This is a genomic window from Streptacidiphilus jeojiensis (assembly GCF_042510965.1).
Lineage (GTDB): Bacteria > Actinomycetota > Actinomycetes > Streptomycetales > Streptomycetaceae > Streptacidiphilus > Streptacidiphilus jeojiensis.
In genome coordinates this window covers 218,521-243,752 of the sequence record NZ_JBEUKS010000009.1, presented here as the reverse complement: position 1 = coordinate 243,752, position 25,232 = coordinate 218,521, and the positions used below count along the sequence as shown (strand labels likewise).

Sequence of the window (25,232 nt, the reverse complement as noted above, 5' to 3'; positions counted from 1 at the left end):
GCCATCCACGGCCCGCACCCGAGGATCCCGCCGCCCCCGGAAGGGTCGTTCGCCCACGGGTGATCCCCCCGCCCCGCAACGGGGTTGACCGGCCGGTTAGGGTCGTCGGCATGGCTGAAGACTCCCCGCTGATACGCAGTCTGCGCTCCGCCCTGGAGGCCGCCCCGGCGGACGTCCCGCTGCGTCTGCATCTGGCCGCGCTGCTGCTGGACGACGGCGAGTCCGACCAGGCCGTCGCCGAGATCGCGGTGGCGCTGCAGTACGACCCCGGCAGCGCCGAGGCAAGGAAACTGATGCTCCGTGCGATGGGCGTGCCCCCCGCGCCCGCCGCAGCGCCGCCCGCGGCCGAACCGCCCCCCGCGGAGCCGGCCCCGGCCGTGTTCTTCGACTGGGCCTCGGCCGAGCAGCAGCTCAGCGACACCGTCCAGCCCCGCTTCGTGGAGCCCGCCGCGGCCGACGGCGAGGACGACCCCGGCGAGCAGCCGGCCTGGGACATCGAGAGCAGCCAGGTCCGCCTCGCCGACGTCGGCGGCATGACGGAGGTCAAGAAGCGCCTCGAAGCGGCCTTCCTCGCCCCCATGCGCAACCCCGAACTCCGGCGCCTGTACGGCAAGTCGCTCCGCGGCGGCCTGCTCCTGTACGGGCCGCCCGGCTGCGGCAAGACCTTCATCGCCCGTGCCGTCGCCGGGGAGCTGGGGGCCAAGTTCCTCTCCGTCAGCCTCAGCGACATCCTCGACATGTACATCGGCCAGTCCGAGCGCAACCTGCACGACGTCTTCGCCGCCGCCCGCGCCAACGCGCCCTGCGTGGTCTTCCTGGACGAGATCGACGCGGTCGGCGGCAAGCGCAGCAGCATGCGCCACAACGCCATGCGCGGCACCGTCAACCAGCTGCTGCTGGAACTCGACGGGGCCCAGTACAACAACGACGGCGTCTTCGTCCTCGCCGCCACCAACTCGCCCTGGGACGTGGACACCGCGCTGCGCCGCCCGGGCCGGCTGGACCGCACCCTGCTGGTGCTCCCGCCGGACCAGGAGGCCCGCGAGTCCATCCTGCGCTACCACCTGAGGGACCGTCCGATCGAGGGCGTCGAGCTCTCCAAGCTGGCGAAGAAGACCGACGGCTGGTCCGGCGCCGACCTCGCCCACCTCTGCGAGACGGCCGCGGAGGCGGCGCTGCTGGACTCCGCCGCCAGCGGCCGGGTGCGCATGATCGGGATGCCGGACCTGCTGGCCGCGGTCAAGGAGGTCAAGCCCTCCATCGAGTCCTGGTTCACCGCCGCCCGCAACGTCGCCATGTTCGCCAACGACGGTGGCACCTACGACGACCTGCTGGCCTTCCTGAAGCGGACCCGCCGCCTGTGACCACCGCGGACCGGGTGGCCCGGGCCCGTGCGCTGATGGACCTGGGCCGCCACGACCAGGCCCGCGGGCTGCTCGCCGAGGCCCTGGCCGAGATGCCGGGGGACGCCGCGGCCTGGTCCTCGATGGCCCGCTGCTGCTACCGCACCGACGACTTCGAGTCGGCCCTGCACGCGGCCGACCAGGCGCTGGCGCACAATCCGGCGCTGGCCGCCGCCTGGCGCTGGCGCGCGCTCTCACTGGCCGAGCTGAAGCGCTGGCAGGAGGCCCACCGCGCCGCCGCCGAGGCGGTCGGCCGCGAACCGCAGAACTGGTCCGGACACATGATCATGGCCCGGGGACTGCTGGCCGACCCCGCCCGTGGCGGTGACGACCGGCGGGCGCGGGACGCCGCGCACCGCGCCAGGGAGCTGGCCCCGCACGAGGCGGAGACCCACTTCTACGCCGGCCGGGTGGCCGAGCGCGCCGGACGGGAGGCCGAGGCCGAGGCCTGCTACCGGGAGGCGCTGCGGCTCAACCCCGAGCAGCGCTCGGCCAGGAACCAGCTGGCCCTGATCCAGATGCGGCGCGGCGAGAACTACGCGGCGGCCCAGGGCTTCGCCGCCGTCGCCGCCTCGGCCAAGGGCGCCGAGCTGGGCATCCACAACCTCAAGGTGGTCGCGGTCCGGCTGATCTCCAGGGCCCGCTGGATCTCGGTCGGCGCCCTGGCCGTCGCCGAGGCGGGCGTCATCGCGGTGCCGGACGGCGGCTGGGCCGTGCGCGGGGCGCTGATGGCCGCCCTGCTGGTCGGCTGGGCGGTGTGGGCGGTCTGGGCCGCCCGCCAGGTCCCGCCGCAGCTGCGGATGCCGCTGCTGCGCACGGTCCGCGGCAGCGCCTACGTGCTGCTGGTGCTGCTCGGCGTGGCCGCCTTCACCCTGGCCGCCTTCGTGCTGCTGCTGGTGCCGGCCCTGGCGCCGTTCTGGGGCGAGGTGGTCCTCGCCGCGGTGGCGCTGCAGCTGACCGCGCTGCGGACGGCGGCGGTGCTGGTCCGGAAGGCGAAGCAGCGGGTGGAGTGACCCGGCTACGATGCGGCGTGTCGGGGACCGCAACGAGCACGAGGAGCGCGACGTGTCGGGAGAGCCGCAGGCGGACTGCCTGTTCTGCAGGATCGTGGCCAGGGAGATCCCGGCGACCGTGGTCCGGGAGACGGAGACCACGCTGGCGTTCCGCGACATCAACCCGCAGGCCCCCACCCATGTGCTGGTCGTCCCCAAGGCGCACTACCCGCACGCCGCCGCCCTCGCCGACGCCGATCCGGCGCTGGCCGGCACCCTGCTGGCCGAGGCCGGCCGGGTCGCCGAGGAGGAGAAGGTGGCCGAGTCGGCCGGCGGGGCCGGCTACCGGCTGATCTTCAACACCGGCGCCGGGGCCGGCCAGACCGTGTTCCACGCCCACGTCCATGTCCTGGGCGGCGGGGACGGGCTGCGCGAGAAGCTGGTCTGACCCCCGGATGTCGCAACGCGAGCTGGTGGTGCTGGGGACGGCCAGCCAGGTCCCCACCCGGCACCGCAACCACAACGGCTACCTGCTGCTCTGGGACGGCGAGGGGCTGCTGTTCGACCCGGGCGAGGGCACCCAGCGGCAGCTGCTGTACGCCGGGGTCAGCTCGCACGCGATCACCCGGATCTGCGTCAGCCACTTCCACGGCGACCACTGCCTGGGCCTGCCCGGCATCATCCAGCGGATCAACCTGGACAAGCCGCCGCACTCCGTGAGCGCCTACTACCCGGCCTCCGGTCAGCGCTTCTTCGAGCGGCTGCACCATGCCAGCGCCTTCCACGAGACCGTCGAACTGCTGCCCGAGCCCATTGCCGGGGCGGGTGAGCTGAAGGCCGCCGGTGCACCGTTCACCCTGACCGCCGAACCCCTCTCGCACCCGGTCGAGTCCTTCGGCTACCGCCTCACCGAACCCGACGGCCGCCGGATGCTGCCGGACCGGCTGGCCGCCCACGGCATCGCCGGCCCCGCCGTGGGGCGGCTGGGGCGCGACGGCGCGATCACCCTGGAGGACGGCTCCACGGTGACGTTGGAGCAGGTCAGTGCGGTGCGTCGGGGTCAGAGCGCGGCCTTCGTGATGGACACCCGGATGTGCGAGGGGGTGGCCCGGCTGGCCCAGGGGGTCGACCTGCTGGTCATTGAGGCCACCTTCCTGGAGTCGGAGGCCGCCCTGGCCCGCGACCACGGCCACCTCACCGCCGCCCAGGCGGCCCGCGCCGCCGCCGAGGCGGGGGTGCGCACCCTGGTGCTCACCCACTTCTCCCAGCGCTACCCCGACACCGCCGGCCACCTCGCCGAGGCCCGGCAGCACTTCGACGGGGAGATCGTCCTGGCCCGGGACCTGATGCGGGTGCCGGTGCCCGCCCGCTGTCCGGCGGATGAAGGCTGAGGGTCGGTGGCGGAAAACTACTGGCGTCACCCGCGCCACGGGCGGACCATCGTTCTCTCCGGCCCTACCGGCCGTCGTACCCTTGTCACACCAGGCCTCGGCGATGCCGCGGAGGCCGGCGGACCCGATAGAGAGATGGGATGAGGCAGGCCTCAGCGCCGACCCATGACTTCTACGACACCCAGAGCACAGCGCGCCCAGCAGGTGCCGGCGCAGGCCCAGGCCAAGATCATCATCCCGGAGAAGCACCCGATGGTGAGCGTGCTCGGCGCCGGGGACTCGTTCCTGAAGGTGATCGAGAAGGCCTTCCCGGACCTCGACATCCACGCCCGCGGCAATGAGATCACCGCCACCGGCGACCGGACCGGGATCCGGCTGGTCCAGCACCTGTTCGACGAGATGATGCTGGTGCTCCGCACCGGCCAGCCCCTGACCGAGGACTCCGTGGAGCGTTCCATCGCCATGCTGCGCAAGGCCGAAGAGGACCCGACCAGCCCCGAGGGCAGCCAGAACCCCTCGGCGGTGTTCACCGCCAACATCCTGTCCAACCGCGGCCGCTCGATCCGCCCCAAGACGCTCAACCAGCAGAACTACGTCGACGCCATCGACCGCCACACCATCGTCTTCGGCATCGGCCCCGCCGGTACCGGCAAGACCTACCTGGCGATGGCCAAGGCCGTGCAGGCGCTGCAGGCCAAGCAGGTCACCCGGATCATCCTCACCCGCCCGGCGGTCGAGGCGGGCGAGCGGCTGGGCTTCCTCCCCGGCACCCTCTACGAGAAGATCGACCCCTACCTGCGCCCGCTCTACGACGCCCTGCACGACATGATCGACCCCGACTCCATCCCCCGGCTGATGGCCGCGGGCACCATCGAGGTCGCTCCGCTGGCCTACATGCGCGGCCGGACCCTGAACGACGCGTTCATCATCCTGGACGAGGCGCAGAACACCAGCGCCGAGCAGATGAAGATGTTCCTGACCCGGCTCGGCTTCAACTCCAAGATCGTGGTGACCGGTGACGTCACCCAGATCGACCTGCCGGGTGGCACCACCAGCGGGCTGAAGATCGTCCAGGAGATCCTGGGCGATGTGGAGGACATCCACTTCAGCCGTCTGACCAGCCAGGACGTGGTCCGCCACAAGCTGGTCGGCAAGATCGTGGACGCCTACGGCCAGTACGACGCCGCGCAGGAGAACGCAGCAGCCGCCCCCCGCAAGCCCCGACCCCCCCGACGCAACGAAAGCTGAGATCCGAACTCCCCATGTCGATCGACATCAACAACGAGTCCGGCACGGAGGTGGACGAGCAGGCGATCCTGGACATCGCCCGCTTCGCCCTGGACCGGATGCGCATCCACCCGCTCTCCGAGCTCTCCCTCATCGTCGTGGACGCGGAGGCCATGGAGGCGCTGCACATCCAGTGGATGGACGAGCCAGGCCCGACCGATGTGATGTCCTTCCCCATGGACGAGCTCCGTCCCGGCAAGGAGGACGAGGAGCTGCCGCAGGGCCTGCTCGGCGACATCGTGCTCTGCCCCGAGGTGGCGACCGCCCAGGGCAAGGCCAACGGCCACTCCATGGACGCCGAGCTGCAGCTGCTCACCGTCCACGGGGTGCTGCACGTCCTCGGGTACGACCACGAGGACCCGGACGAGGAACGCGAGATGTTCGGGCTGCAGAAGCGGATCCTGGACGACTGGCGCGCCGAGCGCGGCGAGACGGGGCCGTCCCCGGCCCCGACCACCCGGTGAGCGGGCGCCGGAAATGAGCGGCAACAGTACCGGCTTCCTCGTCCTGGCCGTCCTGCTGGTGGTGTTCGCCTGGCTGGCCGCCTGCGCCGAGGCGGCCATCTCCCGGGTGTCCCGGTTCCGCGCCGAGGAGGCCGTCCGGCACGGCCGGCGCGGGGCCAAGGGGATGCTCACGGTGGCGGCGGAGCCGATCCGCTACCTGAACCTGGCCACGCTGATCCGGGTCACCTGCGAGATGGCCTCGGCCGTGCTGGTGACCGTGGTCTGCGTCCGCAGCTTCCACGAGACCTGGGCCGCGCTGCTGGTCGCCATCGGCGCGATGGTGCTGGTCTCCTACGTGGCCGTGGGCGTCTCGCCGCGCACCATCGGCCGCCAGCACCCGATGAACGTCTCCACCGCCGCCTCGGTGGTGCTGCTGCCGCTGAACCGGATCCTCGGCCCGATCCCGCAGCTGCTGATCCTGCTCGGCAACGCGCTCACCCCCGGCAAGGGCTTCCGCGAGGGCCCCTTCGCCTCGGAGGCGGAGCTGCGGGCGCTGGTCGACCTGGCCGAGAAGGACTCGCTGATCGAGGACGAGGAGCGCCGGATGGTGCACTCGGTCTTCGAGCTCGGCGACACCATCGTCCGCGAGGTGATGGTGCCGCGGACCGACCTGGTGATGATCGAACGTGAGAAGACGGTCCGTCAGGCGCTGACCCTGGCGCTGCGCAGCGGCTTCTCCCGGATGCCGGTGGTCGGCGAGAACGAGGACGACGTCGTCGGCATCGTCTACCTCAAGGACCTGGTCCGCCGCACCCACGTGAACCGGGAGGCCGAGAACGAGCCGGTCAGCTCGGTGATGCGGCAGGCCACCTACGTGCCGGACAGCAAGCCGGTGGCGGACCTGCTGCGGGAGATGCAGCGCGACCGCATCCACGTCGCCGTCGTCATCGACGAGTACGGCGGCACGGCAGGCCTGGTCACCATCGAGGACATCCTGGAGGAGATCGTCGGCGAGATCACCGACGAGTACGACCGGGAGTCGCCGCCGGTGGAGCAGCTCGACCACGGCGCGTTCCGGATCACCGCGCGGCTTCCGGTCGAGGAGCTGGGCGAGCTGTTCGGCATCGAGCTGGAGGACGAGGACGTCGAGACGGTCGGCGGCCTGCTGGCCAAGGCCCTGGGCCGGGTCCCGATCCCGGGCTCCGGCGTCGAGGTCCCGGTGCCCGAGGACGAGGAACTCCCCATCAGCGCCATCCGCCTCACCGCCGAGAGCACCGCCGGCCGCCGCAACCGCATCGGCACCCTCCTCGCCGAACCGGTCCTCCGCGACTCCGACTTCGACGATGAGGAACGCCCCGAGTCCGATTGACGGTGCAGACCGCAGGTGGCTGGTCGCGCAGTTCCCCGCGCCCCTGTGTGCTGCAACTGAACCACCGTGAGCAAGGTTGCACCTCAGGGGCGCGGGGAACTGCGCGAGACGGCGGAAGAACCCGCCCTCGAACAGCTCCCCGCGCCCAGGACGGCACCCGTCACCGCCCCGCACGCCCCCGCAGCCCGACGCCGACCACCACCGCCAGCACCACGATCAACAGAGCGTCAACTCCGAGCCCCACCCGAACCCCGCCCAACGTCGCCTCGGCGACCGTCCGTCCCGCCGAGCGCAGAGCATCGCTCCGCGCCGAGGCCACCGCACTGAGCAGCGGGATCCCCACCGTCAGCCCCACCTGCTGGGTCGTGGTGACCAGCCCCGTCGCCAACCCCTGCTCCTCGTCGGGCAGTCCCGACGTCGCGGTCACGCTGTAGGCGACGATCGACGACAGGTGCCCGACCGCCGCCACCGATCCCGCGACGGTGAAGACCCAGGTGCCCGAGCTGCCCTGACCGATCGTCAGCAGCACTGCGGTGAGCGCCCCCTGCAGCAGCAGCCCACCGACCAGGGTGCGGACGGCGCCGATCCGGGCGACCACCCGCGGTGCGACATTGCCGGTGATCGCGCAGGCGATCCCCAGCACCCCGAAGATCAGTCCGGTGGTCACCGGCGACATGCCGTTGACCTGCTGGAGGTACAGCGTCCCCAGGAAGATCACCGCGCTCATCATCGAGAAGGTGGTCAGCCCGGCCAGGTTGCCGAAGGCCACGCTCGGGCGGCGCAGGATCCGCAGTGAGACCAGCGGCTGCCGGGTCCGCGACTCGATCACGAAGAAGGCGCCCAGCAGGGCGACCGCCGCGACCAGCGACCCGATCACCGACGCGTCGCCGAACCCGGACTGCGCGGCCGTGGACAGCCCGTAGATCAGTGCCAGCAGGCCGCCGGTGACGGTGATCGCGCCGGGGACGTCGATCCGCTGCCGCACCTCGTTGCGCGACTCGGACAGCAGCAGCGGTGCGCCGACCAGCACCAGCAGACCCATGACGACATTGAGCGCCATGGTGGAACGCCAGGTCAGCGTCTCGGTCAGCACGCCGCCGAGGACCATGCCGAAGGTGAAGCCCAGGGCCATCAGGCTGCCCATGATGCCCAGCGCCCGGTCCCGCTCCGGCCCCTCCTTGAAGGTGGTGGTCAGCAGGGCCATCCCGGCGGGGACGATCGCCGCCGCCCCCAGGCCCTGCAGTGCCCGTCCGGCCAGGAACACGGCCGGCGACCAGGCCAGGGTGGCCAGCACCGAGGCCGCGGTGAACAGGCTCAGCCCGGTGATGAAGACCCTCCGGCGGCCGACGGTGTCGGCGATCCGCCCGAAGAGCAGCAGGAAGCCTCCGGAGGGCAGTGCGAAGGCGGTCATGCCCCACTGCAGGTTGGCCTGCGCCAGGTGCAGGTCGCGGCCCAGGCTGGGCAGCGCGATGTTCAGGATGGAGAAGTCCAGTGCCACCGCGAACTGGGCCGCGCACAGGAGGAAGAGGACCAGCCGGGCCCGGAGGGACAGCTTCGCCGCTGCCGGATCAGCCGCTGTCGGATCATCGACCGCCCCCGTCGGGGTGGTTGTGGTTGCCGCTGTGGTTTCGATTGCCATGCCGTCCATACTTCGGCGATCTTCCGGGGGCTGGAGAGAGTGTGCTTATGCTGTTGGTACGACCACCAGGGAGGGGGAACCGCGTGGCTACGCCGGCGAACGCGGCCAACAGCAGCGCCGATGCCCGTCGCAGGGCGGATCTCCGTGAGTTTCTGATGAACCGTCGGGCCAGGGTCAGTCCCGCCGACGCGGGACTGCCGGACGGCGGCGCCCGGCGCCGCACCCCGGGGCTGCGCCGCGAGGAGGTCGCGGTGCTGGCCGGCGTCGGAGTGTCCTGGTACCAGTGGCTGGAGCAGGGCCGCGACATCACCGTCTCCGGGCAGGTGCTGGACTCGGTCGCCCGGGTGCTGAAGCTGGACGAGCCGGAACGCCGCCACCTCTACGTACTGGCCGGGCTGAACCCGCCGCTGCTGCGCGCAGCGCCGGGGCAGCAGCCGGCGTCGGCGGGCCTCACCCGGCTGATCGAGTCCTGGATGCCCTTCCCGGCACAGCTGGTCGACCGGTACTGGAACAACGTCGCCTTCAACGACGCCGTCTCCCTGGTCTTCGGCTACAAGCAGGAGTGCCGCAACTGCGTGGTCAACTTCTTCCTCGACCCGATCTACCGGGGTCGGCACCAGGGCTGGGAGGAGGACGCGGCCAAGGTCGTCGCCGAGTACCGGGCCGCGGCCGCCGAGTTCCCCGACGACGAGGGGTTCCGGGTGATCGTCGACGAACTGCGCGAGGCGAGCCCGCTGTTCGCGGAGCTCTGGGCACGCGGGGACGTCAGCCCGGCCGGCACCAGGATGAAGTACGTGGAGCACCCGACGGTGGGGCAGTTGGTCTTCGAGAGCACCCAGTTGAAGGTTCCGAACCGGCCCGACCTGATCGTCTCCCTGCACAATCCCGCGCCGGACACCGACACGGCGGCGAAGCTGGAGTGGCTGAGCTCGCCGGAGGCGCGCCGTGGATCTCTGCGGCAGGTCGCGGGCTGACGGCGGATCCCTGCGGCGCACGCCGCCTGGAGGCGGATCCGTGCACCGGCGCCGTGAACGGCCGGCCGGTGCCCAGGATGGGGGTCCCACCCCCTGAGGAGACGCCATGACCGAGGCAGCCGCCCATCCGCGCCACGCCGGGCTCCGCGAGTCCGCCGCCCTGCTCCAGCCCGAACTGGTGGCCCTGCGCCGGGCCCTGCACCAGGAGCCGGAGATCGGCCTCGACCTGCCGCTGACCCAGGCCAAGGTGTTGGCCGCGCTGGACGGGCTGCCGCTGGAGGTCACCCTCGGCAAGCAGCTCAGCTCGGTGACTGCGGTGCTGCGCGGGGCGCAGCCGGGTCCGACCGTGCTGCTCCGCGCCGACCTGGACGCGCTGCCGGTGCAGGAGACCAGCGGCCTGCCGTACGCCTCCACGGTTCCCGGGGCGATGCACGCCTGCGGCCACGACCTGCACACCGCCGGGCTGGTGGGCGCCGTCCGGCTGCTCTGCGAGCGGCGTGAGCAGCTGGCCGGGAACGTGGTCTTCATGTTCCAGCCGGGGGAGGAGGGCCAGGGCGGCGCCCGGATCATGATCGAGGAGGGCGTGCTCACGGCGGCCGGTGAGCCGCCGGTCGCCGCGTACGCGCTGCACGTCGGCGCCTCGGTGCTGCCGCACGGCTGGGTGGCCACCCGTCCGGGGCCGATCATGGCGGCCGCCGACAGCATGACCGTCACCGTGCGCGGGCGTGGCGGCCACGGCTCCAGCCCGCATCTCGCCCTGGACCCGATCCCGGCCGCCTGCGAGGCGGTGACCGCGCTGCAGACCATGGTGACCCGCCGCTTCGACGCCTTCGACCCGGTGGTGGTGACGGTGGGCAGCTTCCACGCCGGGACGGTCGGCAATGTCATCCCTGACGAGGCGGTCTTTGAGGTGACTATCCGCTCCTTCTCGCCCGAGGCACGGAACCGGGTGCTGGCCGAGGCGCCGGCGGTGGTGCGCGGGGTCGCCGAGGCACACGGCATGCGCGTGCAGGCCGTGGTCGAGGAGGGCTACCCGGTCACCGTCAACGATCCCGGCCAGGCCGCCTACGTCGCCGAGGCGGCCCGGCAACTGCTGGGCCAGGACCGCTACATCGAGATGCCGCGGCCGGTGGCCGGGTCCGAGGACTTCGCCGTGATCGGCGACCACGTCCCCTCGGCCTACTTCATGCTCGGCGCCTGCCCGCCCGACCGGGACCCCTTCAGCGCCGCCTACAACCACTCGCCGGAGGCCCTCTTCGACGACGCGGTGCTGGCCGACGGCGCGGCCCTGCTCGCCGAGTTGGCGCTGGGGCGGCTCAGCGGGCCGGAGGAGTAGCGGGGGAGCCGGGGCCGCACGGGGCCCACGGGTCGATCGGGACGTAGCCGGCGGCGCGTCCCTCACCGTCCATCAGCCGGCCCACCAGCTTCACGGTGCGCAGCGCCAACTGCCGCTCGCGGACCCGGACCTCCGGGAAGCGCCGGGCCAGCTGCTCCTCCAGCCGCCGCAGTTCCGGAAGGTGACGGACCTTCAGATAGGTGGCGAGGTTGGCCGCGCCCACCGTCACCGCGCACATCCGTGCCTGCGGCAGCGCGGCGAACCACTCGGCTGCGGCGTCCAGGCGGTGGGCCGGCAGCTCCGACCAGAGGAACATCCCGATCGGATGCCCGGTCAGCCGGGGCGAGGCGTCGCAGCGCAGCACCAGCCGCCCGGAGTCCCGCAGTTCGGCCAGCCGCCGGCGCACCGTCGTCGGCGGCAGACCGGTGCGCTGGGCCAGCTCCGCGTAGGGCATCCGGCCGTCCTCGCCCAGGGCGAGCAGCAGCGAGCGGTCCTCGATGATCCGGCGGCCCGGGGCCCGGTCGAGCCGGACCGGTTGGGTGCCGGCGGCGCTGATGGCCTCCCGCTGTCCGGGGTCCAGGGCGCCGTCGTGCCAGCGGCTGCCCTCCCGGACGGTGCGCTCCACCAGCGACGTCCGGGTCCGCAGTACGCCGGGCACGGCGCCGATCCGGTCCAGCACGTAGCGGGTCAGCGCCTCGGGTTCGAGCGCCCCGACCGTCAGCACCAGGTCCGCGCCGCCGGTCACCACCTCGACGCTGGCGGCCTGCGGATCCTGCGCCAGCACGGCGGCGACGGCGCCGACCCGGTCGGCCAGGCACTCGACCTCGACCAGCGCCGTCAGCCCGAAGCCGAGCCGGTCGGTGGAGGGGTAGCAGGTCACCCAGGCGTCACCGGCGGCGTTGAGCCGCGCCCAGCGGCGCGACAGCGTCGCCGGGTCGACCCCCAGCGGGGCGGCCAGCCGGGACCAGGGCGCCCTGGGATCCATCCGCAGGGCGTCGACCAGGGCGAGGTCGAGCTCGTCGGTCATGGCCGGTACGGGTTCGTGCGGTGCGGGTCCGTGCGGTGCTGGTTCATCGCGGCCCAGGTTAGCGACCGTCACGGCGGCCGACGACGGTCCGTGGCCGTGCGGTGGGAGGGGCCAGGCGGTAGTGACCCGGGCCGCGGTCCAGTGATACTCCTGACCCCATGACCTCCACCGCGCCACTGCCGCCCCTGCTCGAATCCGCCCGCCGTCTCCAGCCGGACCTCGTCGCCCTGCGGCACGCCGTGCACCAGGACCCCGAGATCGGCCTGGAGCTCCCGCGCACCCAGGCCAAGGTGGTCGCCGCGCTCGAAGGGCTGCCGCTGGAGATCACCCTCGGCGAGAAGCTCGGCTCGGTCACCGCGGTGCTGCGCGGCGGCGCCGGGCCCGGCCCCACCGTCCTGCTGCGCGGCGACATGGACGCGCTGCCGGTGCAGGAGACCAGCGGACTGCCGTACGCCTCGGCCGTCCCCGGGGTGATGCACGCCTGCGGGCACGACCTGCACGTGGCCGGGCTGGTGGGCGCGGTCCGGCTGCTCTGCGAGCGGCGCGAGGAGATAGCCGGTGACGTGGTCTTCATGTTCCAGCCGGGCGAGGAGGGCCTCGGCGGCGCCAAGGTGATGCTGGACGAGGGGCTGCTGGCCGCCTCCGGCAGCACCCCGGTCGCCGCCTACGCGCTGCACGTCTCCTCGGCGATGCCGCAGGGGCAGGTCCTCGGCCGTCGCGGCACGATCATGGCCGCGGCCGACACCCTCACCGTCACCATGCGCGGCCGCGGCGGCCACGGTTCGGCGCCGTCCTCCGCCCTGGACCCGGTCCCGGCGGCCTGCGAGGCGGTACTCGCGCTGCAGACCATGGTGACCCGCCGCTTCAGCGTCTTCGACCCGGTCGTCCTCACCACCGGGCTGCTGCGCGCCGGGACCATCAACAACGTCATCCCGGACGACGCGTTCTTTGAGACCACCGTCCGGTCCTTCTCCCCGGAGGCGCGGGAACGGGTGCGCGAGGAGTCGCTGCGGGTGGTGCGGGGCGTCGCCGAGTCGCACGGGCTTGAGATCGACGCCGTCTTCACCGACCTGTACCCGGTCACGGTGAACGACGGCGGCGAAGCCGCGTTCGTCGAGCAGACGGCCAAGTCCCTGCTCGGCGAGGACCGCTGGACGACGATGGAGCAGCCCCTGGCCGGTGCGGAGGACTTCTCCTACGTCGCCGAGCAGATCCCCTCCGGCTACTTCTTCCTCGGCGCCTGCGTGGACGGCCTGGACCCGGAGACCGCCCCGTACAACCACTCGCCGGAGGCGGCCTTCGCCGACTCGGTCCTCGCCGACGGCGCCGCGCTGCTGGCCGAGCTGGCGCTGCGCCGGCTGCGTCGCTGAGCGGCGGCTGCGGGGATCGCTCGGCCGGCCGCGCTCCGGCCGGTCAGCCGCGCAGCTCCCTGACCGCCGCCTCGATCTGCCGGAACGGCTCCGGGCCGACCGCCCGCAGCACCACGGTGTCGGCCCCCGCCGCCCACAGCTCGCGCACCCGCGTGGCCGCTGTGGGGGCGGGGCCCGCCGCGGCGAACACGTCCTCGGGGGAGCGGCCGAGCCAGGCGGCGTGACCGTCCAGGGCGGGGCCGACCGTGGTCCGGAGCCGCTGCGGGTCGTCCTCGACGCAGAGGAAGGCGAACACGGTGAGATTGGGCCGCGCCGCCTTCGCGTCCCGGCCCTTGAGCATGTGCTGCACGGCGGATGACAGATCGTCGGGTCCGTGGCCCTCGGCGATGATCGCCCCGTCGGCGACGCGTCCCGCCAGCTCCAGCGAGCGCGGTCGCACCACCCCGGCCAGCACCTGCGGCACCACGGCGGGCGGGTGCACCAGCCGCACCCCGTCCAGGCTCACCTCGCGCCCCTGGAGCGTCACCTCCTCACCGCGCAGCAGCCCGCGCACGGCCTGCACCGTCTCCTCCAGCAGCGCCAGCGGACTGCGCGGGGCCGCACCGACCTGCTGCATCCACTCACCCACCCCGTGCCCGATCCCGGCCGTCAGCCGCCCGGGGAACATCCGCGCCAGCGCGCCCAGCTCCATCGCCAGCAGCGCGGGATTGCGCAACGGCGCGGGGGCGATCCCGATCCCCACCCGCAGCCGCTCGGTCACCGCGAGCGCGGCGGAGGCCGACGCGACCGAGCCGGTCCAGGTCAGGTCCTCGACCACCCACAGGTCGTCGACCCCCAGCGCCTCCACCTCCCGAGCGAACGGCAGCAGTCCCTCCGGTGCCCAGTCGCGGTCGTACATCACGCCGATCCGATGAGTCGTCATGGCGCGCACGCTATGCAGGGGGGCGGGCATTTATCAACGGGGTTGGGGGAGCGCGCTCCGCGGCGGGCGGGCAGGATGGTCACCGACCCGGCGCAGCTGCGGCCCGCGCCGGGTCCGAGGCCGAACCGATCGACGCGACAAGGGGATTGCCCGGATGGTGGACCAGGCACAGCGGCGTGAGTGGAACCAGAAGGTCATCGAGGAGTTCCGGGCCAACGGGGGTGTGGTGGGCGGCTCGTTCGCGGGGTCGGACCTGCTGCTGCTCACCACGCGTGGCGCGCGGAGCGGGGAGCAGCGGGTCTCGCCGTTGGCGGCGATCACGGCCGACGGGGGCGAGGGGCGCCGGTGGGCGGTGTTCGCGGCCAACGGCGGGCGGCCGACGCGGCCCGGGTGGTACTACAACCTGTCGGCCGATCCGGTGGTGACGGTGGAGGTCGGGACGGAGACCTTCCAGGCCGTGGCGGAGGACGCCACCGGCGCCGAGCGGGAGCAGCTGTGGGCGGTGATGCTGGAGCGGCTGCCGTCGTTGGACGACTTCCAGACCACGGCGCCCGGGCCGATCCCGGTGGTCGTGCTGACCAGGCGGTGAAGCGCCCCGGCCGGGCCTTATCCTCGGACGCATGAGCGACGAGGCAGCCACTGTGGACATCGATCCCGAGGACAAGAAGATCATCACCCTGGCGCGGTCGGTCCGGGCCCGCAACGGCGTGCCCGAGGGCGCAGCGGTGCGGGACGAGACCGGGCGCACCTACGTCGCCGGGTCGGTGGCCCTGGAGTCGCTGAGGCTCAGCGCGCTGCAGACGGCGGTGGCGATGGCCGTGGCCAGCGGGGCCAAGGGGCTGGAGGCCGCGGCCGTCGTCAGCGCGGCCGCGGCGGTGGCCGCCGACGACCTCGCCGCCGTGCGGGACCTCGGCGGCGTCGGCACCCCGGTGCTGCTGGCCGGCCCGGACGGCACCCTGCGGCTCACCACGCCCGCGAGCTGAGCCTCCGCCGGACGCTCCGTCGAACGGACGTCTTGTCATCCGCCCCGACCCCGCTAGGGTGCGGGGCGGACGTCTTGCCGGGAATCACGCAGGGAAGGGGTGCCGTGGGGGGCATAGGTTTCGTCGCAGCTGTGCTGTTCGTGCTGATGGGGATGGGGCACTGGCAGGAGCACAGGAACCCGCTCTGGCTCGCCGTCTCGATCATCGTGGCGCTGTTCACCGTGGTGGGGGGCATAGGAGCGCTGTTCAAACGCAAGTAGTGCGTGCACGCTCCCTCGTTCGGGCGAATGATCGCCCGAGGCGACTGGGTACGCTGAGGGCATCGGCGAGGATTCCTCTCATGGGAGCACTGATGACCGTCGCACCTCGGCACGGGTGGCCGCGTCCGCCCGAGGGCGGTTGGACCGCCGACGACCTCGACCGGCTTCCCAACCTGCCTCCGCACACGGAGCTGCTCGACGGAAGCCTCGTCTTCATGAGTCCGCAGACCGCCTTTCATGAGCGGGCCATGCTGCTGCTCCAACTCGGCCTGTTCCGGACCGCTCCGGAGGACCTGGACGTGCGGCGCGAGATGACGGTCACGATCGGCCCGCGCAACCGCCCGGAGCCGGATCTGCTGGTCATCAAGGCCGATGCGTTGACGTCGTCCAAGCAGACCAGCTTCACGCCCGCTGATGTGATCCTTGTCGTAGAAGTGGTCTCCCCGGACTCCGAGGAGCGCGATCTGGGTGTGAAGCCGCGCAAGTACGCGGGTGCAGGGATCAGTCATTTCTGGCGAGTGGAGAACGAGGACGGTCTTCCGGTCGTCCACGTCTTCGAGCTGGAGCGGGCGACTGCCTCCTATGTGCCGATGGGCATCTTCCGTGATCACCTCGGGCTGCAGGTCCCGTTTCCGATCGACATCGACCTGACTGCGATGAACCGGCGGCCGTGAGGTCCCTGCGCTGACCTCATGGGCTTCCCCGATAGGGGAGAATGGTTCCCATGAGCTCTCGCCCCACCCAGCAGTCCGCCAGGCCCGCCTCCGCTGCCGACGACGACGCCCTTCTGGGGGCCCGCCCGCACCGGTCGGGCTTCGCCTGCTTCGTCGGGCGCCCCAACGCGGGGAAGTCCACTCTCACCAACGCCCTGGTCGGCACCAAGGTCGCGATCACCTCCGACCGGCCGCAGACCACCCGCCACACCGTCCGGGGCATCGTGCACCGCCCCGACGCCCAGCTGATCCTGGTGGACACCCCGGGCCTGCACAAGCCGCGCACCCTGCTGGGCGAGCGGCTCAACGACGTGGTGCGCTCGACCTGGGCCGAGGTCGACGTGATCGGCTTCTGCCTCCCCGCCGACCAGAAGCTCGGCCCGGGTGACAAGTTCATCGCCAAGGAGCTCGCCGGGATCAAGCGGACCCCCAAGGTCGCCGTCGTCACCAAGACCGACTTGGTGGACTCCAAGCAGCTCGCCGAGCAGCTGATCGCCATCTCCCAGCTGGGCGCCGAGCTGGGCTTCGAGTGGGCCGAGATCGTCCCGGTCTCGGCCGTGGGCAACACCCAGGTGGAGCTGCTCGCGGACCTGCTGGTGCCGCTGCTGCCCGAGGGGCCGCTGCTCTACCCGGAGGGCGACCTCACCGACGAGCCCGAGCAGATCATGGTCGCCGAGCTGATCCGTGAGGCCGCGCTGGAGGGCGTGCGGGACGAGCTGCCGCACTCGCTCGCCGTCGTGGTCGAGGAGATGCTGCCGCGCGAGGGGCGTCCGGAGGGCAGGCCGCTGCTGGACATCCACGCCAATGTCTACATCGAGCGGCAGAGCCAGAAGGCCATCGTCATCGGTTCCAAGGGCGCCAGGCTGAAGCACGTCGGCACGGTGGCGCGCCAGCAGATCGAGGCGCTGCTGGGCACCCCGGTCTTCCTGGACCTGCACGTCAAGGTCGCCAAGGACTGGCAGCGCGACCCCAAGCAGCTGCGCAAGCTGGGGTTCTGACGCCCCGTCGATTTCAGGCGCCCGGTCAGCCCGAGTCGCGGACCACGATCCTGGAGGTGGCCAGGTCGTGGACTTCCAGCGGGGCGTCCGGGTGCTGGATCAGCCGTTCGATCAGGTCGGCGAGGTTGCCCCCGCCCGGCGGGGTCTGCCGGACCGTGGTGAGCCGGGGGCGTAGCAGCCGGGACAGCATCACGTCGTCGGCGCCGACCACGGCCACGTCGGCGGGGACGCGGAGGCCGGCGTCCTGGAAGGCGCTCATCATCAGCATCGCGAACTCGTCGTTGTAGCTGAACAGCGCCGTCAGGCCCAGTCCCGGCCAGCGGGCCGCCAGCTCCGCGGCGGCCGTCTCGGTGTAGTCGAGGTCCAGGCGGGCGACGGTGACCCCGGTGCCCGCCGAATCGGCTGCGGCGCGTACCCCGGCGAGCCGGGGGAGGCTGAAGAGGTCGAGGGCGTGGTCGGTGGGCACGATCACGCCGATGGAGCGGTGGCCCCGGCCGAGCAGGTGCTCGGCGGCGACCGCGCCGACCTCCCGCTGGTCCATGAGCAGGGCGTGCGCGCCCGGGACCGGCGGGCCGCCGAGGGTGATCACCGCGCGGGTTCCGGAGCGCTTCAGCAGCTCGGCCGAGCGCGGGGTGAGCGAACCGCCCGGGCCGGCCAGGACGGCGGTCGGGCGCAGCTCGGCCCAGGCCCGCGCCGCGGACTCGCCCTGGTCGTTGCCGTCGCCCGCGTCGCCGTAGAGCACCACGGTGTAGCCGTGGGCGTGCAGCCCGGCGCGCAGTTCCGCGTAGAACTTGTTGAACAGCGGCCCGAAGGGGATGTCAGCGGCGGTCAGTAGCACGATGCCGCTGTGTCCGGCGCGCAGCGCGCGGGCCGCGGCGTGCGGGATGTAGCCGAGTTCGTCGGCCGCGGCGCGGACCCGCTGCCGGGTCTGCTCGCTGACCCGCCCGCCGGCGGTGTCGTTGAGCACGTACGACACGGTGGCCCGGGAGACGCCTGCCCGCCGGGCGACGTCGGCGCTGGTCGGAGAGCCGGTGCCGGCTGCTGATCGCTGTGTCATGTCAATCGGCATCTTTGCAGAACGAAGGGCTGGTGCGGGGGCGGATTGGGTGTTAAATATGGGATTACACGAGTCATCATGACACGTGTAACCAAATCGAAGACGTGTAACCGTGGACCTGGGGAGCCGACCATGGGCAACCACTGCCCCGAGCAGGACGCCATGCGTGAGACCGCCGTCGAAGCCGCCCTGGGGAAACTCGATCTGACTGCCAAGGTCGCCCTGCTCGCCGGCGCCGACATGTGGTCCCTGCCCGCCAACGAGGAGATCGGGCTGGGACGGCTGGTGATGTCCGACGGCCCGGCCGGCGTCCGCGGCGAGCGCTGGACCCCTGACGACCCGTCCGTCGCCATCCCCTCACCGACGGCCCTGGCCGCCACCTGGGACCCGGAACTGGTGCACCGGGTCGGCGGCCTGCTGGCGCAGGAGGCCCGCCGCAAGGGCGTGCACGTGGTCCTGGCACCCACCGTCAACCTGCATCGCAGCCCACGTGGCGGACGCCACTTCGAGGGCTACTCCGAGGACCCGCTGCTGACCGGCGAGATCGGCGCGGCCCTGGTCGGCGGCGTCCAGGACGGCGGTGTCGCCACCACGCCCAAGCACTGGGTCGCCAACGACTCCGAGACCGAGCGCTACAGCGTCGACGTCCGCGTCGACGAGCGCACCCTGCGCGAGCTCTACCTGGCCCCGTTCGAGGCCATCGTCCGCAAGGCCCGCCCCTGGGGCCTGATGGCCGCGTACAACCGGGTCAACGGCCGCAGCATGAGCGAGAACGGCGAGCTCAACAACGGTGTGCTGCGCGCGGAGTGGGGCTTCGACGGGATCCTGGTCTCGGACTGGACCGGCGCCCGCGACACCATCCGCGCCGCCCTCGGCGGCCTGGACATCGCCATGCCGGGACCGGTCACCGTCTACGGCGAGCACCTGGTCGCCGCGGTCCGCGACGGCCGCGTCCCGGAGGAGTCCGTGGACGAGCTGGCCCGCCGGGTGCTGCGGCTGGCCGCCAGGGTCGGCCTGCTGGCGGACGCCCCCGCCGTCGTCGCCGAGCCGCCCGCCCCGATCGACGGCGAGGCGCTGGCCCGCGAACTGGCCGCGCGCTCGTTCACCCTGGTCGGCAATGACGGCATCCTGCCGTTGGAGCCGGGCCTGGGTTCGGTCGCGCTGATCGGTGCGGCAGCCGCGGAGGCGCGGATCGGCGGAGGCGGCAGCGCCCAGGTCTTCCCGACCCGGGTCACCAGCCCGCTGGACGGGCTGCGCGCCGCACTGCCCGCAGGCACGGCCCTCGGCTACGCCCTGGGCGCGGACCCGCGCACCCACGTGGCCCCGCTCAGGGCCGGGGTGACCGCCGAACTGCTCGGCGCCGCAGGCGAGGTGCTGACGACGGCTCAGCTGCCCGACGGCTCGGTCCGCTGGATCGGCGAACTCCCGGACGGCGTCGGCTTCGACGCCCTGCGGGCCGTCCGCGCCACGGCGACGCTGGTCCCGCAGGCGACGGGCGTGCACCGGCTGGCGATCCGGGGCGCGGGGCGGTTCGTTCTGGAGGCCGCGGGCCGGGTGCTGTTCGACGGCGTGGTGCATCTGGACGGCGACGACCCCGCCGCCGCCTTCCTCAACCCGCCGGAGGCCGTGTTCGAGCTGGAGCTGCCGGGCGGCGCGCCGGTCGCGGTGACGCTGACGCACACCCTGCCGCAGGCCTCCGGCTTCGCCGGCTTCGGCCTGGTGTCCTTCGCGCTCGGCCATTCCGAGCCGGTGGCCACCGCCGACGAGCTGATCGACGAGGCGGTGGCGCTGGCTGCGGCGGCGGACGTCGCGGTGGTCGTGGTGGCCACCACCGAGGAGGTCGAGAGCGAGGGCGTGGACCGGACCGGCCTGGCGCTGCCCGGCCGCCAGGACGAGCTGGTGGCGCGGGTCGCCGCGGCCAATCCGCGCACGGTGGTCGTGGTCAACGCGGGCGCCCCGGTGCTGATGCCGTGGCGCGAGGACGTCGCCGCCGTGCTGCTGACCTGGTTCCCGGGCCAGCAGGCCGGCGCGGCGCTGGCCGACGTGCTGCTCGGCGCGGTCGAGCCTGGCGGCCGGCTGCCCACCACCTGGCCCGCCGAGGAGGCCGACTGCCCGGTCTGGGAGGTCGTGCCCACCGAGGGCGTGCTCGACTACGGCGAGGGCCTGTTCATCGGCTACCCGGCCTGGCAGCGGCGCGGGACCGCGCAGCCCGCGTACTGGTTCGGGCACGGGCTCGGCTACACCGACTGGGAGTACCAGGGGTTGGAGGTGCGGCTCGGCGCCGGCGCGGGCGCCGACGCTGCGGACGGTGACGGCGACCCCTACGCCGCGCGCGCCGAGGCGGTGGTGCGGGTGCGCAACACCGGGGCGCGCGCCGGGCGCGAGACCGTCCAGGTCTACCTGGCCCCCGACGGCTCCGACCGCACCCGCCCGGACCGCCGGCTGGCGGGCTTCGCCGTGGTGACGGCCGAGCCGGGCGAGACGGTCGAGGCCCGTATCCCGCTGCCGCTGCGGTCCTTCCAGACCTGGGGCGACGCGGGCTGGTCGGTCCGGCCCGGGACCTATGCGGTGGAGGCCGGCCGCAGCGTGGCCGACCGGCGGTTGACGGTCGCCCTGGACCTGCCTGCCGCAGGCGGGCGCTAGTCGCCCTGGGCCAGCACCAGGGCGATCAGGTCGGACTGACTGTCCGTCAACTGCGGTTCGGCGCAGTGCATCGGACTGCGGCCGTCGACGCTGATGGTGTAGTGGAACCCGTCCGGCACCCCGAAGGTCGGCGTCCGGGTGCAGGCCCCGAGGGCCTCGCGCGCCAGCGCATGGATGTGCGGGGCGTCCGGGCGCCCCTCGGTCTCCAGCACGGAGGCCCGGGGGGCGCCGAGGAAGCCGCCGGAACGGGTCACCTGGATACGCATGGTTGCCAGTGTGCGGCACAGGGTGACCGTTCGACCAGAGGTGCAGCGCCCCATGGGGGCGCGGGGAACTGCGCGAACAACCATCTACGGCGGTCAGGCCGGTGCAACGACCCCCACCTGCACCCACGCATCCCGCACCGCCGCCACCTCCGCCGCGCCGTAGCGCGCCCCCGCCGCCGCCACCGTCGCTGCGGCGAAGGTCGCGAAGTCCGCCGACGCGGGCAGCGTCCCGCCGGTCAGCACGTCGTACCAGATCTGCCCGGTCTTCTCCCAGGCGAAGCCGCCGATCGCGGTGGCCGCCAGGTAGAAGGCGTGGTTGGGGATGCCCGAGTTGAGGTGGACGCCGCCGTTGTCGTCGCTGGTGTCGACGTATCCGGCCATGGTGGCCGGCTGCGGGTCCTGCCCCAGGTTCGGGTCGTCGTAGGCGGTGCCCGGGGCCTTCATGGAGCGCAGGGCGACCCCGTGCACGCCCGGCGCGAGCAACCCCGCGCCGATGAGCCAGTCGGCCTGGTCCGCCGTCTGCTTGAGGCTGTACTGCTTCACCAGCGAGCCGAAGACGTCCGAGACCGACTCGTTGAGCGCGCCGGACTGGTCCTGGTAGTCCAGGTTGGCGCTGTACTGGGTGACCCCGTGGGTGAGTTCGTGCCCGATCACGTCCACCGAGACGGTGAAGTCGTTGAACAGCGTCCCGTCCCCGTCGCCGAAGATCATGCGCTCGCCGTTCCAGAAGGCGTTGTCGTACCGCTGGCCGTAGTGCACGGTCGCGTCCAGCGGCAGTCCCCGCCCGTCGATGGAGTGCCTGGCGTAGGCGGCCAGGTAGAAGTCGAAGGTCGCCCCGAGGCCGTCGTAGGCGCGGTCCACGGTCTGGTCGGGGACCGGCGCCGCGCCCTCGGTGCGGACCACCCGGCCCGGCAGCCGCTGGGTGTGGTGGTCGTCACAGACGGTGCGCTCCGCGGTGTCCAGGACACGCTCCCGCACGATCCCTTCGGGTGTCGACGGTGCCTCGGCCCGGTGCACGCGGTTGAGCGCGTCCAGGGCCAGCGAGCGCTCCGCGGCCTCCCGGACGGCGTCGTCCTCGGCGTGCGCGACCAGGTGTTCGAGGATGTGTGGAGGGACGATGCCGCAGAAGACCGGTACTGTCATGTCACTCAAAGTGCCACAGCAACGACGCTGTGTCACCACTCGTGCACGGACTTCGGGACCTTTGTCCCGTCTCAAAAGGCGGAACATCCCTGGGTTCTGCTGTGGCCGTCCGTAAGGCTGGGCTAGGGTGGACGCATCATGCGTGCCCGGCTGCTTCTTCTTAGCTGCCGCGGCGAGGGCCTGTAGTTCACACAAGGCCGACTCCCTCGCCGCGGGGAGCTGTGCTGTGCGCTTGTATAGAGCGTCGGTCGTCGGTTTCCTCCGCCCGAACCTCTCAGGGAGCATGAACCCCATGTCCGACACGCCTTTCAACGAGCGGCCCACCCCTGTCACCGCCGCGACCGTGCGCCAGCAGCCGTCCGGGATGCCGTTCCAGCGCTACGTACCCTTCGGCACCGTCGACCTGCCGGACCGCACCTGGCCGTCCAAGGTCATCACCAAGGCCCCCCGCTGGCTGTCCACCGATCTGCGCGACGGCAACCAGGCGCTGATCGACCCGATGTCCCCGGCGCGCAAGCGGGCGATGTTCGACCTGCTGGTGCGGATGGGCTACAAGGAGATCGAGGTCGGCTTCCCGTCCTCCGGCGCCACCGACTTCGACTTCGTACGCTCCATCGTCGAGGAGGGCGCGATCCCCGAGGACGTCACCATCAGCGTGCTGACCCAGGCCCGTGAGGACCTGATCGCCCGCACCGTGGAGTCGCTGGTCGGCGCCCCCCGGGCGACCGTCCACCTCTACAACGCGACCTCGCCGCTGTTCCGCCGGGTCGTCTTCAAGGGCTCCAGGGACGACATCAGGAACATCGCCGTGGACGGCACCCGGCTGGTGATGGAGTACGCCGAGAAGCTGCTGACCGAGGACACCGTCTTCGGCTACCAGTACTCGCCGGAGATCTTCATCGACACCGAGCTGGACTTCGCGCTGGAGGTCTGCGAGGCGGTGATGGACGTCTGGCAGCCCGCCGAGGGCCGCGAGATCATCCTCAACCTGCCCACCACGGTGGAGCGTTCCACGCCCAACGTCTACGCCGACAAGATCGAGTGGATGTCGCGGAACCTGTCCCGCCGCGAGTTCATCGCGCTGTCCACCCACCCCCACAACGACCGCGGCACCGGCGTGGCCTCCGCCGAGCTGGCCGTGATGGCCGGGGCTGACCGGGTCGAGGGCTGTCTGTTCGGGCAGGGCGAGCGCACCGGCAACCTGGACCTGGTCAACGTCGGGATGAACCTGTTCTCCCAGGGCGTGGACCCGATGATCGACTTCTCGGACATCGACGAGATCCGTCGCACCTACGAGTACTGCAACCAGATGGTCGTCCCCGAGCGCCACCCCTACGCCGGCGACCTGGTCTACACGTCCTTCTCCGGCTCCCACCAGGACGCCATCAAGAAGGGCTTCGACGCCCTGGAGGCCGACGCGGCCGCGGCCGGCCACCCGGTCGGCGAGCACACCTGGGGCGTGCCGTACCTGCCGATCGACCCCAAGGACGTCGGCCGCTCCTACGAGGCCGTGATCCGGGTCAACAGCCAGTCCGGCAAGGGCGGCATCGCCTACGTCCTGAAGAACGACCACAAGCTGGACCTGCCGCGCCGGATGCAGATCGAGTTCTCGAAGATCATCCAGGCCAAGACCGACACCGAGGGCGGCGAGGTCACCCCGGCCGAGATCTGGTCCACCTTCGAGGACGAGTACCTGCCCACCCCGGACGCCCCCTGGGGCCGGATCCAGCTGGGCGCCTACGCCACCGGCAGCACCGCCGAGGGCAAGGACACCATCACCGTCCAGGCCGTGGTGGACGGTTCGCCGGTCGAGCTGTCCGGCACCGGCGACGGCCCGCTGGACGCCTTCTTCGGCGCGCTGGCCTCGATCGGCGTCGACGCGCGGCTGCTGGACTACGTCGAGCACACGCTGAGCCAGGGTTCCGGCGCCCAGGCCGCCTCCTACTGGGAGTGCGCCGTGGACGGACAGGTGCTGTGGGGCGTCGGCATCGACACCAGCATCGTCCGGGCCTCCATCAAGGCCGTCGTCAGCGCCGTCAACCGGGCGCACCGCGGCTGACACCCGGATCGCACCGGACCGCGCCCGGACCGCACCCCTGGCGCATCCGGCCTGGTGGGCACCGGCTCCCGCGCCAAACCTGGCGGGGGCCGGTGATCTCCACCACAAATTTCTGATCCGGCAGCCGCACGGGGTACTGACAGGGTGTCATCGCGCATGGCAGCATCGGTGCAACCGACAGAGGAGTCGGTGCTGCAGGCAGGGGAGTGTGCCGTGACGATGCTGGTGACCCCCAAACTGGTCGAGCTCCGGGCGCGTTGGCGCACCGAGTCGCTCGGGGAGTTCTTCTGCCCGGGCTGCGGCGGTGACCGCAACTACCGCCGCCAGGGCGGTCGCAGGTGGCTGCGGCTGCTCGGGCTGCCGCTGCTGCCGGTGGGCGACGCGGGGATCACCCTGCAGTGCACCGCCTGCCGGGCCCGCTACGGCCTGGACGCCCTGGAACGTCCCACCTCCGGCAATCTGCTGGCGATGCTGCGCACCGCGCAGTACACCGTGGTGCTGGCCGTCCTCGCCGCCGGCGGCACCGCCCGCAGCACCCGCGACACCGCCCTCGGCGTGATCCACGACGCCGGCTACCCGGAGCTGGACGAGCCCCAGGTGCTGGCCGCCCTGGCCGCCCTCACCGGCGGCGACGAGGACCTGGTCGAGCTGTACGGCTGCGGCAGCGGCCTGGCAGTGGAGCTCCACACCGCGCTGGAGCCGCTGGCCCCGCACCTGATCGGCCCGGGACGGGAGCGCCTGCTCACCCAGGGCGCCCTGGTCGCGCTCGCCGACGGCCCGTACCGCCCCACCGAGCGCGAGGTGCTGCGCGCGGCCGGGCGCTGCCTCAAGCTCACCCCGGCGCAGATCGACGCGACCCTGGCGGCCGCGACCCGGCAGCCGCACTCCTGAGCGGTCCGGTCCTGCTCCGTCTGTCGGGTACACGGCAGAGACTGTCGGTCGGGTGCGCGACAATGG

General features: G+C 72.4%; 24 protein-coding genes. 18 read left to right on the top strand and 6 right to left on the bottom strand.

Annotation, left to right across the window (positions count from 1 at the left end; all coding sequences use genetic code 11):
• The first annotated feature begins 110 nt into the window (after window positions 1–110).
• The 7 genes from ABUW04_RS25195 to ABUW04_RS25165 all read left to right on the top strand — a co-directional run bounded on the left by ABUW04_RS25195 (window position 111) and on the right by ABUW04_RS25165 (window position 6,885).
• Complete coding sequence (locus ABUW04_RS25195; RefSeq protein ID WP_380566704.1) at window positions 111–1,364, top strand: ATP-binding protein; 1,254 nt, start codon at window positions 111–113, stop codon at window positions 1,362–1,364.
• A complete protein-coding gene (locus tag ABUW04_RS25190; RefSeq protein ID WP_380566703.1) occupies window positions 1,361–2,416 on the top strand; it encodes a tetratricopeptide repeat protein in 1,056 nt (351 codons plus the stop codon). Before ABUW04_RS25195 ends, ABUW04_RS25190 begins: the two co-directional genes overlap by 4 nt.
• A 52-nt stretch (window positions 2,417–2,468) precedes the next feature.
• The gene (locus tag ABUW04_RS25185; RefSeq protein WP_030250881.1) at window positions 2,469–2,843 is read left to right on the top strand and encodes a histidine triad nucleotide-binding protein; all 375 of its coding nucleotides are present in this window, start codon (window positions 2,469–2,471) and stop codon (window positions 2,841–2,843) included.
• Between the two features lie 7 nt (window positions 2,844–2,850).
• On the top strand, window positions 2,851–3,786 hold the full coding sequence (locus tag ABUW04_RS25180; protein WP_380566702.1) for a ribonuclease Z: 936 nt from the start codon (window positions 2,851–2,853) through the stop codon (window positions 3,784–3,786).
• 165 nt (window positions 3,787–3,951) lie between these two features.
• Window positions 3,952–5,034, top strand: a complete 1,083-nt coding sequence (locus ABUW04_RS25175) for a PhoH family protein (RefSeq protein WP_051724960.1) — start codon at window positions 3,952–3,954, stop codon at window positions 5,032–5,034.
• Window positions 5,035–5,048: 14 nt separating this feature from the next.
• Complete coding sequence (gene ybeY, locus ABUW04_RS25170; protein ID WP_030250890.1) at window positions 5,049–5,537, top strand: rRNA maturation RNase YbeY; 489 nt, start codon at window positions 5,049–5,051, stop codon at window positions 5,535–5,537.
• 13 nt (window positions 5,538–5,550) lie between these two features.
• Window positions 5,551–6,885 (top strand): hemolysin family protein, encoded by a 1,335-nt coding sequence (locus ABUW04_RS25165; protein ID WP_030250893.1) that lies wholly within the window; start codon window positions 5,551–5,553, stop codon window positions 6,883–6,885.
• A 160-nt stretch (window positions 6,886–7,045) separates the two neighbouring features.
• Here the strand turns inward: ABUW04_RS25165 and ABUW04_RS25160 are convergent, their stop codons facing one another.
• A complete protein-coding gene (locus tag ABUW04_RS25160; protein ID WP_380566701.1) occupies window positions 7,046–8,524 on the bottom strand; it encodes an MFS transporter in 1,479 nt (492 codons plus the stop codon).
• Between the two features lie 83 nt (window positions 8,525–8,607).
• Between ABUW04_RS25160 and ABUW04_RS25155 the strand changes: the two genes are divergently transcribed.
• Both ABUW04_RS25155 and ABUW04_RS25150 read left to right on the top strand, forming a co-directional pair.
• Window positions 8,608–9,498, top strand: coding sequence for a helix-turn-helix transcriptional regulator (locus tag ABUW04_RS25155; RefSeq protein WP_030250898.1), 891 nt, complete (start codon window positions 8,608–8,610; stop codon window positions 9,496–9,498).
• Window positions 9,499–9,604: 106 nt separating this feature from the next.
• Complete coding sequence (locus ABUW04_RS25150; protein ID WP_380566700.1) at window positions 9,605–10,834, top strand: M20 metallopeptidase family protein; 1,230 nt, start codon at window positions 9,605–9,607, stop codon at window positions 10,832–10,834.
• Here the strand turns inward: ABUW04_RS25150 and ABUW04_RS25145 are convergent.
• Complete coding sequence (locus ABUW04_RS25145) at window positions 10,815–11,861, bottom strand: Lrp/AsnC family transcriptional regulator (protein WP_380566699.1); 1,047 nt, start codon at window positions 11,859–11,861, stop codon at window positions 10,815–10,817. The genes ABUW04_RS25150 and ABUW04_RS25145 overlap by 20 nt on opposite strands.
• A 158-nt stretch (window positions 11,862–12,019) precedes the next feature.
• Here ABUW04_RS25145 and ABUW04_RS25140 point away from each other — a divergent pair, with 158 nt between their 5' ends.
• Window positions 12,020–13,231 (top strand): M20 metallopeptidase family protein, encoded by a 1,212-nt coding sequence (locus ABUW04_RS25140; RefSeq protein WP_380566698.1) that lies wholly within the window; start codon window positions 12,020–12,022, stop codon window positions 13,229–13,231.
• 43 nt (window positions 13,232–13,274) lie between these two features.
• Here the strand turns inward: ABUW04_RS25140 and ABUW04_RS25135 are convergent, their stop codons facing one another.
• The gene (locus tag ABUW04_RS25135; protein WP_380566697.1) at window positions 13,275–14,153 is read right to left on the bottom strand and encodes an LLM class flavin-dependent oxidoreductase; all 879 of its coding nucleotides are present in this window, start codon (window positions 14,151–14,153) and stop codon (window positions 13,275–13,277) included.
• 154 nt (window positions 14,154–14,307) lie between these two features.
• Here ABUW04_RS25135 and ABUW04_RS25130 point away from each other — a divergent pair, with 154 nt between their 5' ends.
• From ABUW04_RS25130 to era, 5 genes are all read left to right on the top strand, one after another.
• On the top strand, window positions 14,308–14,742 hold the full coding sequence (locus tag ABUW04_RS25130) for a nitroreductase/quinone reductase family protein (protein WP_030250912.1): 435 nt from the start codon (window positions 14,308–14,310) through the stop codon (window positions 14,740–14,742).
• A gap of 31 nt (window positions 14,743–14,773) precedes the next feature.
• Window positions 14,774–15,136, top strand: a complete 363-nt coding sequence (locus ABUW04_RS25125; RefSeq protein ID WP_380566696.1) for a cytidine deaminase — start codon at window positions 14,774–14,776, stop codon at window positions 15,134–15,136.
• A 104-nt stretch (window positions 15,137–15,240) separates the two neighbouring features.
• Window positions 15,241–15,396 carry a hypothetical protein gene (locus tag ABUW04_RS25120; protein WP_157623626.1) on the top strand — a complete coding sequence of 52 codons (156 nt, stop codon included), beginning with the start codon at window positions 15,241–15,243 and terminating at the stop codon, window positions 15,394–15,396.
• 92 nt (window positions 15,397–15,488) lie between these two features.
• Window positions 15,489–16,070 carry a Uma2 family endonuclease gene (locus ABUW04_RS25115; RefSeq protein ID WP_030250916.1) on the top strand — a complete coding sequence of 194 codons (582 nt, stop codon included), beginning with the start codon at window positions 15,489–15,491 and terminating at the stop codon, window positions 16,068–16,070.
• A 41-nt stretch (window positions 16,071–16,111) separates the two neighbouring features.
• On the top strand, window positions 16,112–17,107 hold the full coding sequence (gene era, locus ABUW04_RS25110) for a GTPase Era (protein ID WP_198037321.1): 996 nt from the start codon (window positions 16,112–16,114) through the stop codon (window positions 17,105–17,107).
• Between the two features lie 25 nt (window positions 17,108–17,132).
• Here era and ABUW04_RS25105 read toward each other — a convergent pair whose 3' ends face one another.
• Window positions 17,133–18,164 carry a LacI family DNA-binding transcriptional regulator gene (locus tag ABUW04_RS25105; protein WP_380566695.1) on the bottom strand — a complete coding sequence of 344 codons (1,032 nt, stop codon included), beginning with the start codon at window positions 18,162–18,164 and terminating at the stop codon, window positions 17,133–17,135.
• Between the two features lie 132 nt (window positions 18,165–18,296).
• On the opposite strand from ABUW04_RS25105, the gene ABUW04_RS25100 reads away from it, so the two are divergent.
• Window positions 18,297–20,807, top strand: a complete 2,511-nt coding sequence (locus tag ABUW04_RS25100; protein WP_380566694.1) for a beta-glucosidase family protein — start codon at window positions 18,297–18,299, stop codon at window positions 20,805–20,807.
• Here the strand turns inward: ABUW04_RS25100 and ABUW04_RS25095 are convergent.
• Window positions 20,804–21,073 (bottom strand): protealysin inhibitor emfourin, encoded by a 270-nt coding sequence (locus ABUW04_RS25095; protein WP_380566693.1) that lies wholly within the window; start codon window positions 21,071–21,073, stop codon window positions 20,804–20,806. The two genes, ABUW04_RS25100 and ABUW04_RS25095, sit on opposite strands and share 4 nt — an antisense overlap.
• 93 nt (window positions 21,074–21,166) lie before the next feature.
• Window positions 21,167–22,216: a M4 family metallopeptidase gene (locus ABUW04_RS25090; RefSeq protein WP_380566692.1), complete on the bottom strand. Its 1,050-nt coding sequence runs from the start codon at window positions 22,214–22,216 to the stop codon at window positions 21,167–21,169.
• A 292-nt stretch (window positions 22,217–22,508) separates the two neighbouring features.
• Here ABUW04_RS25090 and leuA point away from each other — a divergent pair, with 292 nt between their 5' ends.
• Together leuA and ABUW04_RS25080 are read left to right on the top strand one after the other, a co-directional pair.
• Window positions 22,509–24,275, top strand: a complete 1,767-nt coding sequence (gene leuA, locus ABUW04_RS25085; protein ID WP_380566691.1) for a 2-isopropylmalate synthase — start codon at window positions 22,509–22,511, stop codon at window positions 24,273–24,275.
• A gap of 219 nt (window positions 24,276–24,494) precedes the next feature.
• Window positions 24,495–25,166 carry a TerB family tellurite resistance protein gene (locus ABUW04_RS25080; RefSeq protein ID WP_030250931.1) on the top strand — a complete coding sequence of 224 codons (672 nt, stop codon included), beginning with the start codon at window positions 24,495–24,497 and terminating at the stop codon, window positions 25,164–25,166.
• The last annotated feature ends 66 nt before the right edge of the window (window positions 25,167–25,232 follow it).

Bases quoted from the DNA above. Each gene is read 5' to 3' on its own strand.
- ABUW04_RS25195 (WP_380566704.1), top strand. From the start codon at position 111: ATGGCTGAAGACTCCCCGCTGATACGCAGTCTGCGCTCCGCCCTGGAG.
- ABUW04_RS25180 (WP_380566702.1), top strand. From the start codon at position 2,851: ATGTCGCAACGCGAGCTGGTGGTGCTGGGGACGGCCAGCCAGGTCCCC.
- ABUW04_RS25175 (WP_051724960.1), top strand. From the start codon at position 3,952: ATGACTTCTACGACACCCAGAGCACAGCGCGCCCAGCAGGTGCCGGCG.
- ybeY (WP_030250890.1), top strand. From the start codon at position 5,049: ATGTCGATCGACATCAACAACGAGTCCGGCACGGAGGTGGACGAGCAG.
- ABUW04_RS25165 (WP_030250893.1), top strand. From the start codon at position 5,551: ATGAGCGGCAACAGTACCGGCTTCCTCGTCCTGGCCGTCCTGCTGGTG.
- ABUW04_RS25160 (WP_380566701.1), bottom strand. From the start codon at position 8,524: ATGGCAATCGAAACCACAGCGGCAACCACAACCACCCCGACGGGGGCG.
- ABUW04_RS25150 (WP_380566700.1), top strand. From the start codon at position 9,605: ATGACCGAGGCAGCCGCCCATCCGCGCCACGCCGGGCTCCGCGAGTCC.
- ABUW04_RS25145 (WP_380566699.1), bottom strand. From the start codon at position 11,861: ATGACCGACGAGCTCGACCTCGCCCTGGTCGACGCCCTGCGGATGGAT.
- ABUW04_RS25140 (WP_380566698.1), top strand. From the start codon at position 12,020: ATGACCTCCACCGCGCCACTGCCGCCCCTGCTCGAATCCGCCCGCCGT.
- ABUW04_RS25135 (WP_380566697.1), bottom strand. From the start codon at position 14,153: ATGACGACTCATCGGATCGGCGTGATGTACGACCGCGACTGGGCACCG.
- ABUW04_RS25130 (WP_030250912.1), top strand. From the start codon at position 14,308: ATGGTGGACCAGGCACAGCGGCGTGAGTGGAACCAGAAGGTCATCGAG.
- ABUW04_RS25125 (WP_380566696.1), top strand. From the start codon at position 14,774: ATGAGCGACGAGGCAGCCACTGTGGACATCGATCCCGAGGACAAGAAG.
- ABUW04_RS25115 (WP_030250916.1), top strand. From the start codon at position 15,489: ATGACCGTCGCACCTCGGCACGGGTGGCCGCGTCCGCCCGAGGGCGGT.
- era (WP_198037321.1), top strand. From the start codon at position 16,112: ATGGTTCCCATGAGCTCTCGCCCCACCCAGCAGTCCGCCAGGCCCGCC.
- ABUW04_RS25105 (WP_380566695.1), bottom strand. From the start codon at position 18,164: ATGACACAGCGATCAGCAGCCGGCACCGGCTCTCCGACCAGCGCCGAC.
- ABUW04_RS25100 (WP_380566694.1), top strand. From the start codon at position 18,297: ATGGGCAACCACTGCCCCGAGCAGGACGCCATGCGTGAGACCGCCGTC.
- ABUW04_RS25095 (WP_380566693.1), bottom strand. From the start codon at position 21,073: ATGCGTATCCAGGTGACCCGTTCCGGCGGCTTCCTCGGCGCCCCCCGG.
- ABUW04_RS25090 (WP_380566692.1), bottom strand. From the start codon at position 22,216: ATGACAGTACCGGTCTTCTGCGGCATCGTCCCTCCACACATCCTCGAA.
- leuA (WP_380566691.1), top strand. From the start codon at position 22,509: ATGTCCGACACGCCTTTCAACGAGCGGCCCACCCCTGTCACCGCCGCG.
- ABUW04_RS25080 (WP_030250931.1), top strand. From the start codon at position 24,495: ATGCTGGTGACCCCCAAACTGGTCGAGCTCCGGGCGCGTTGGCGCACC.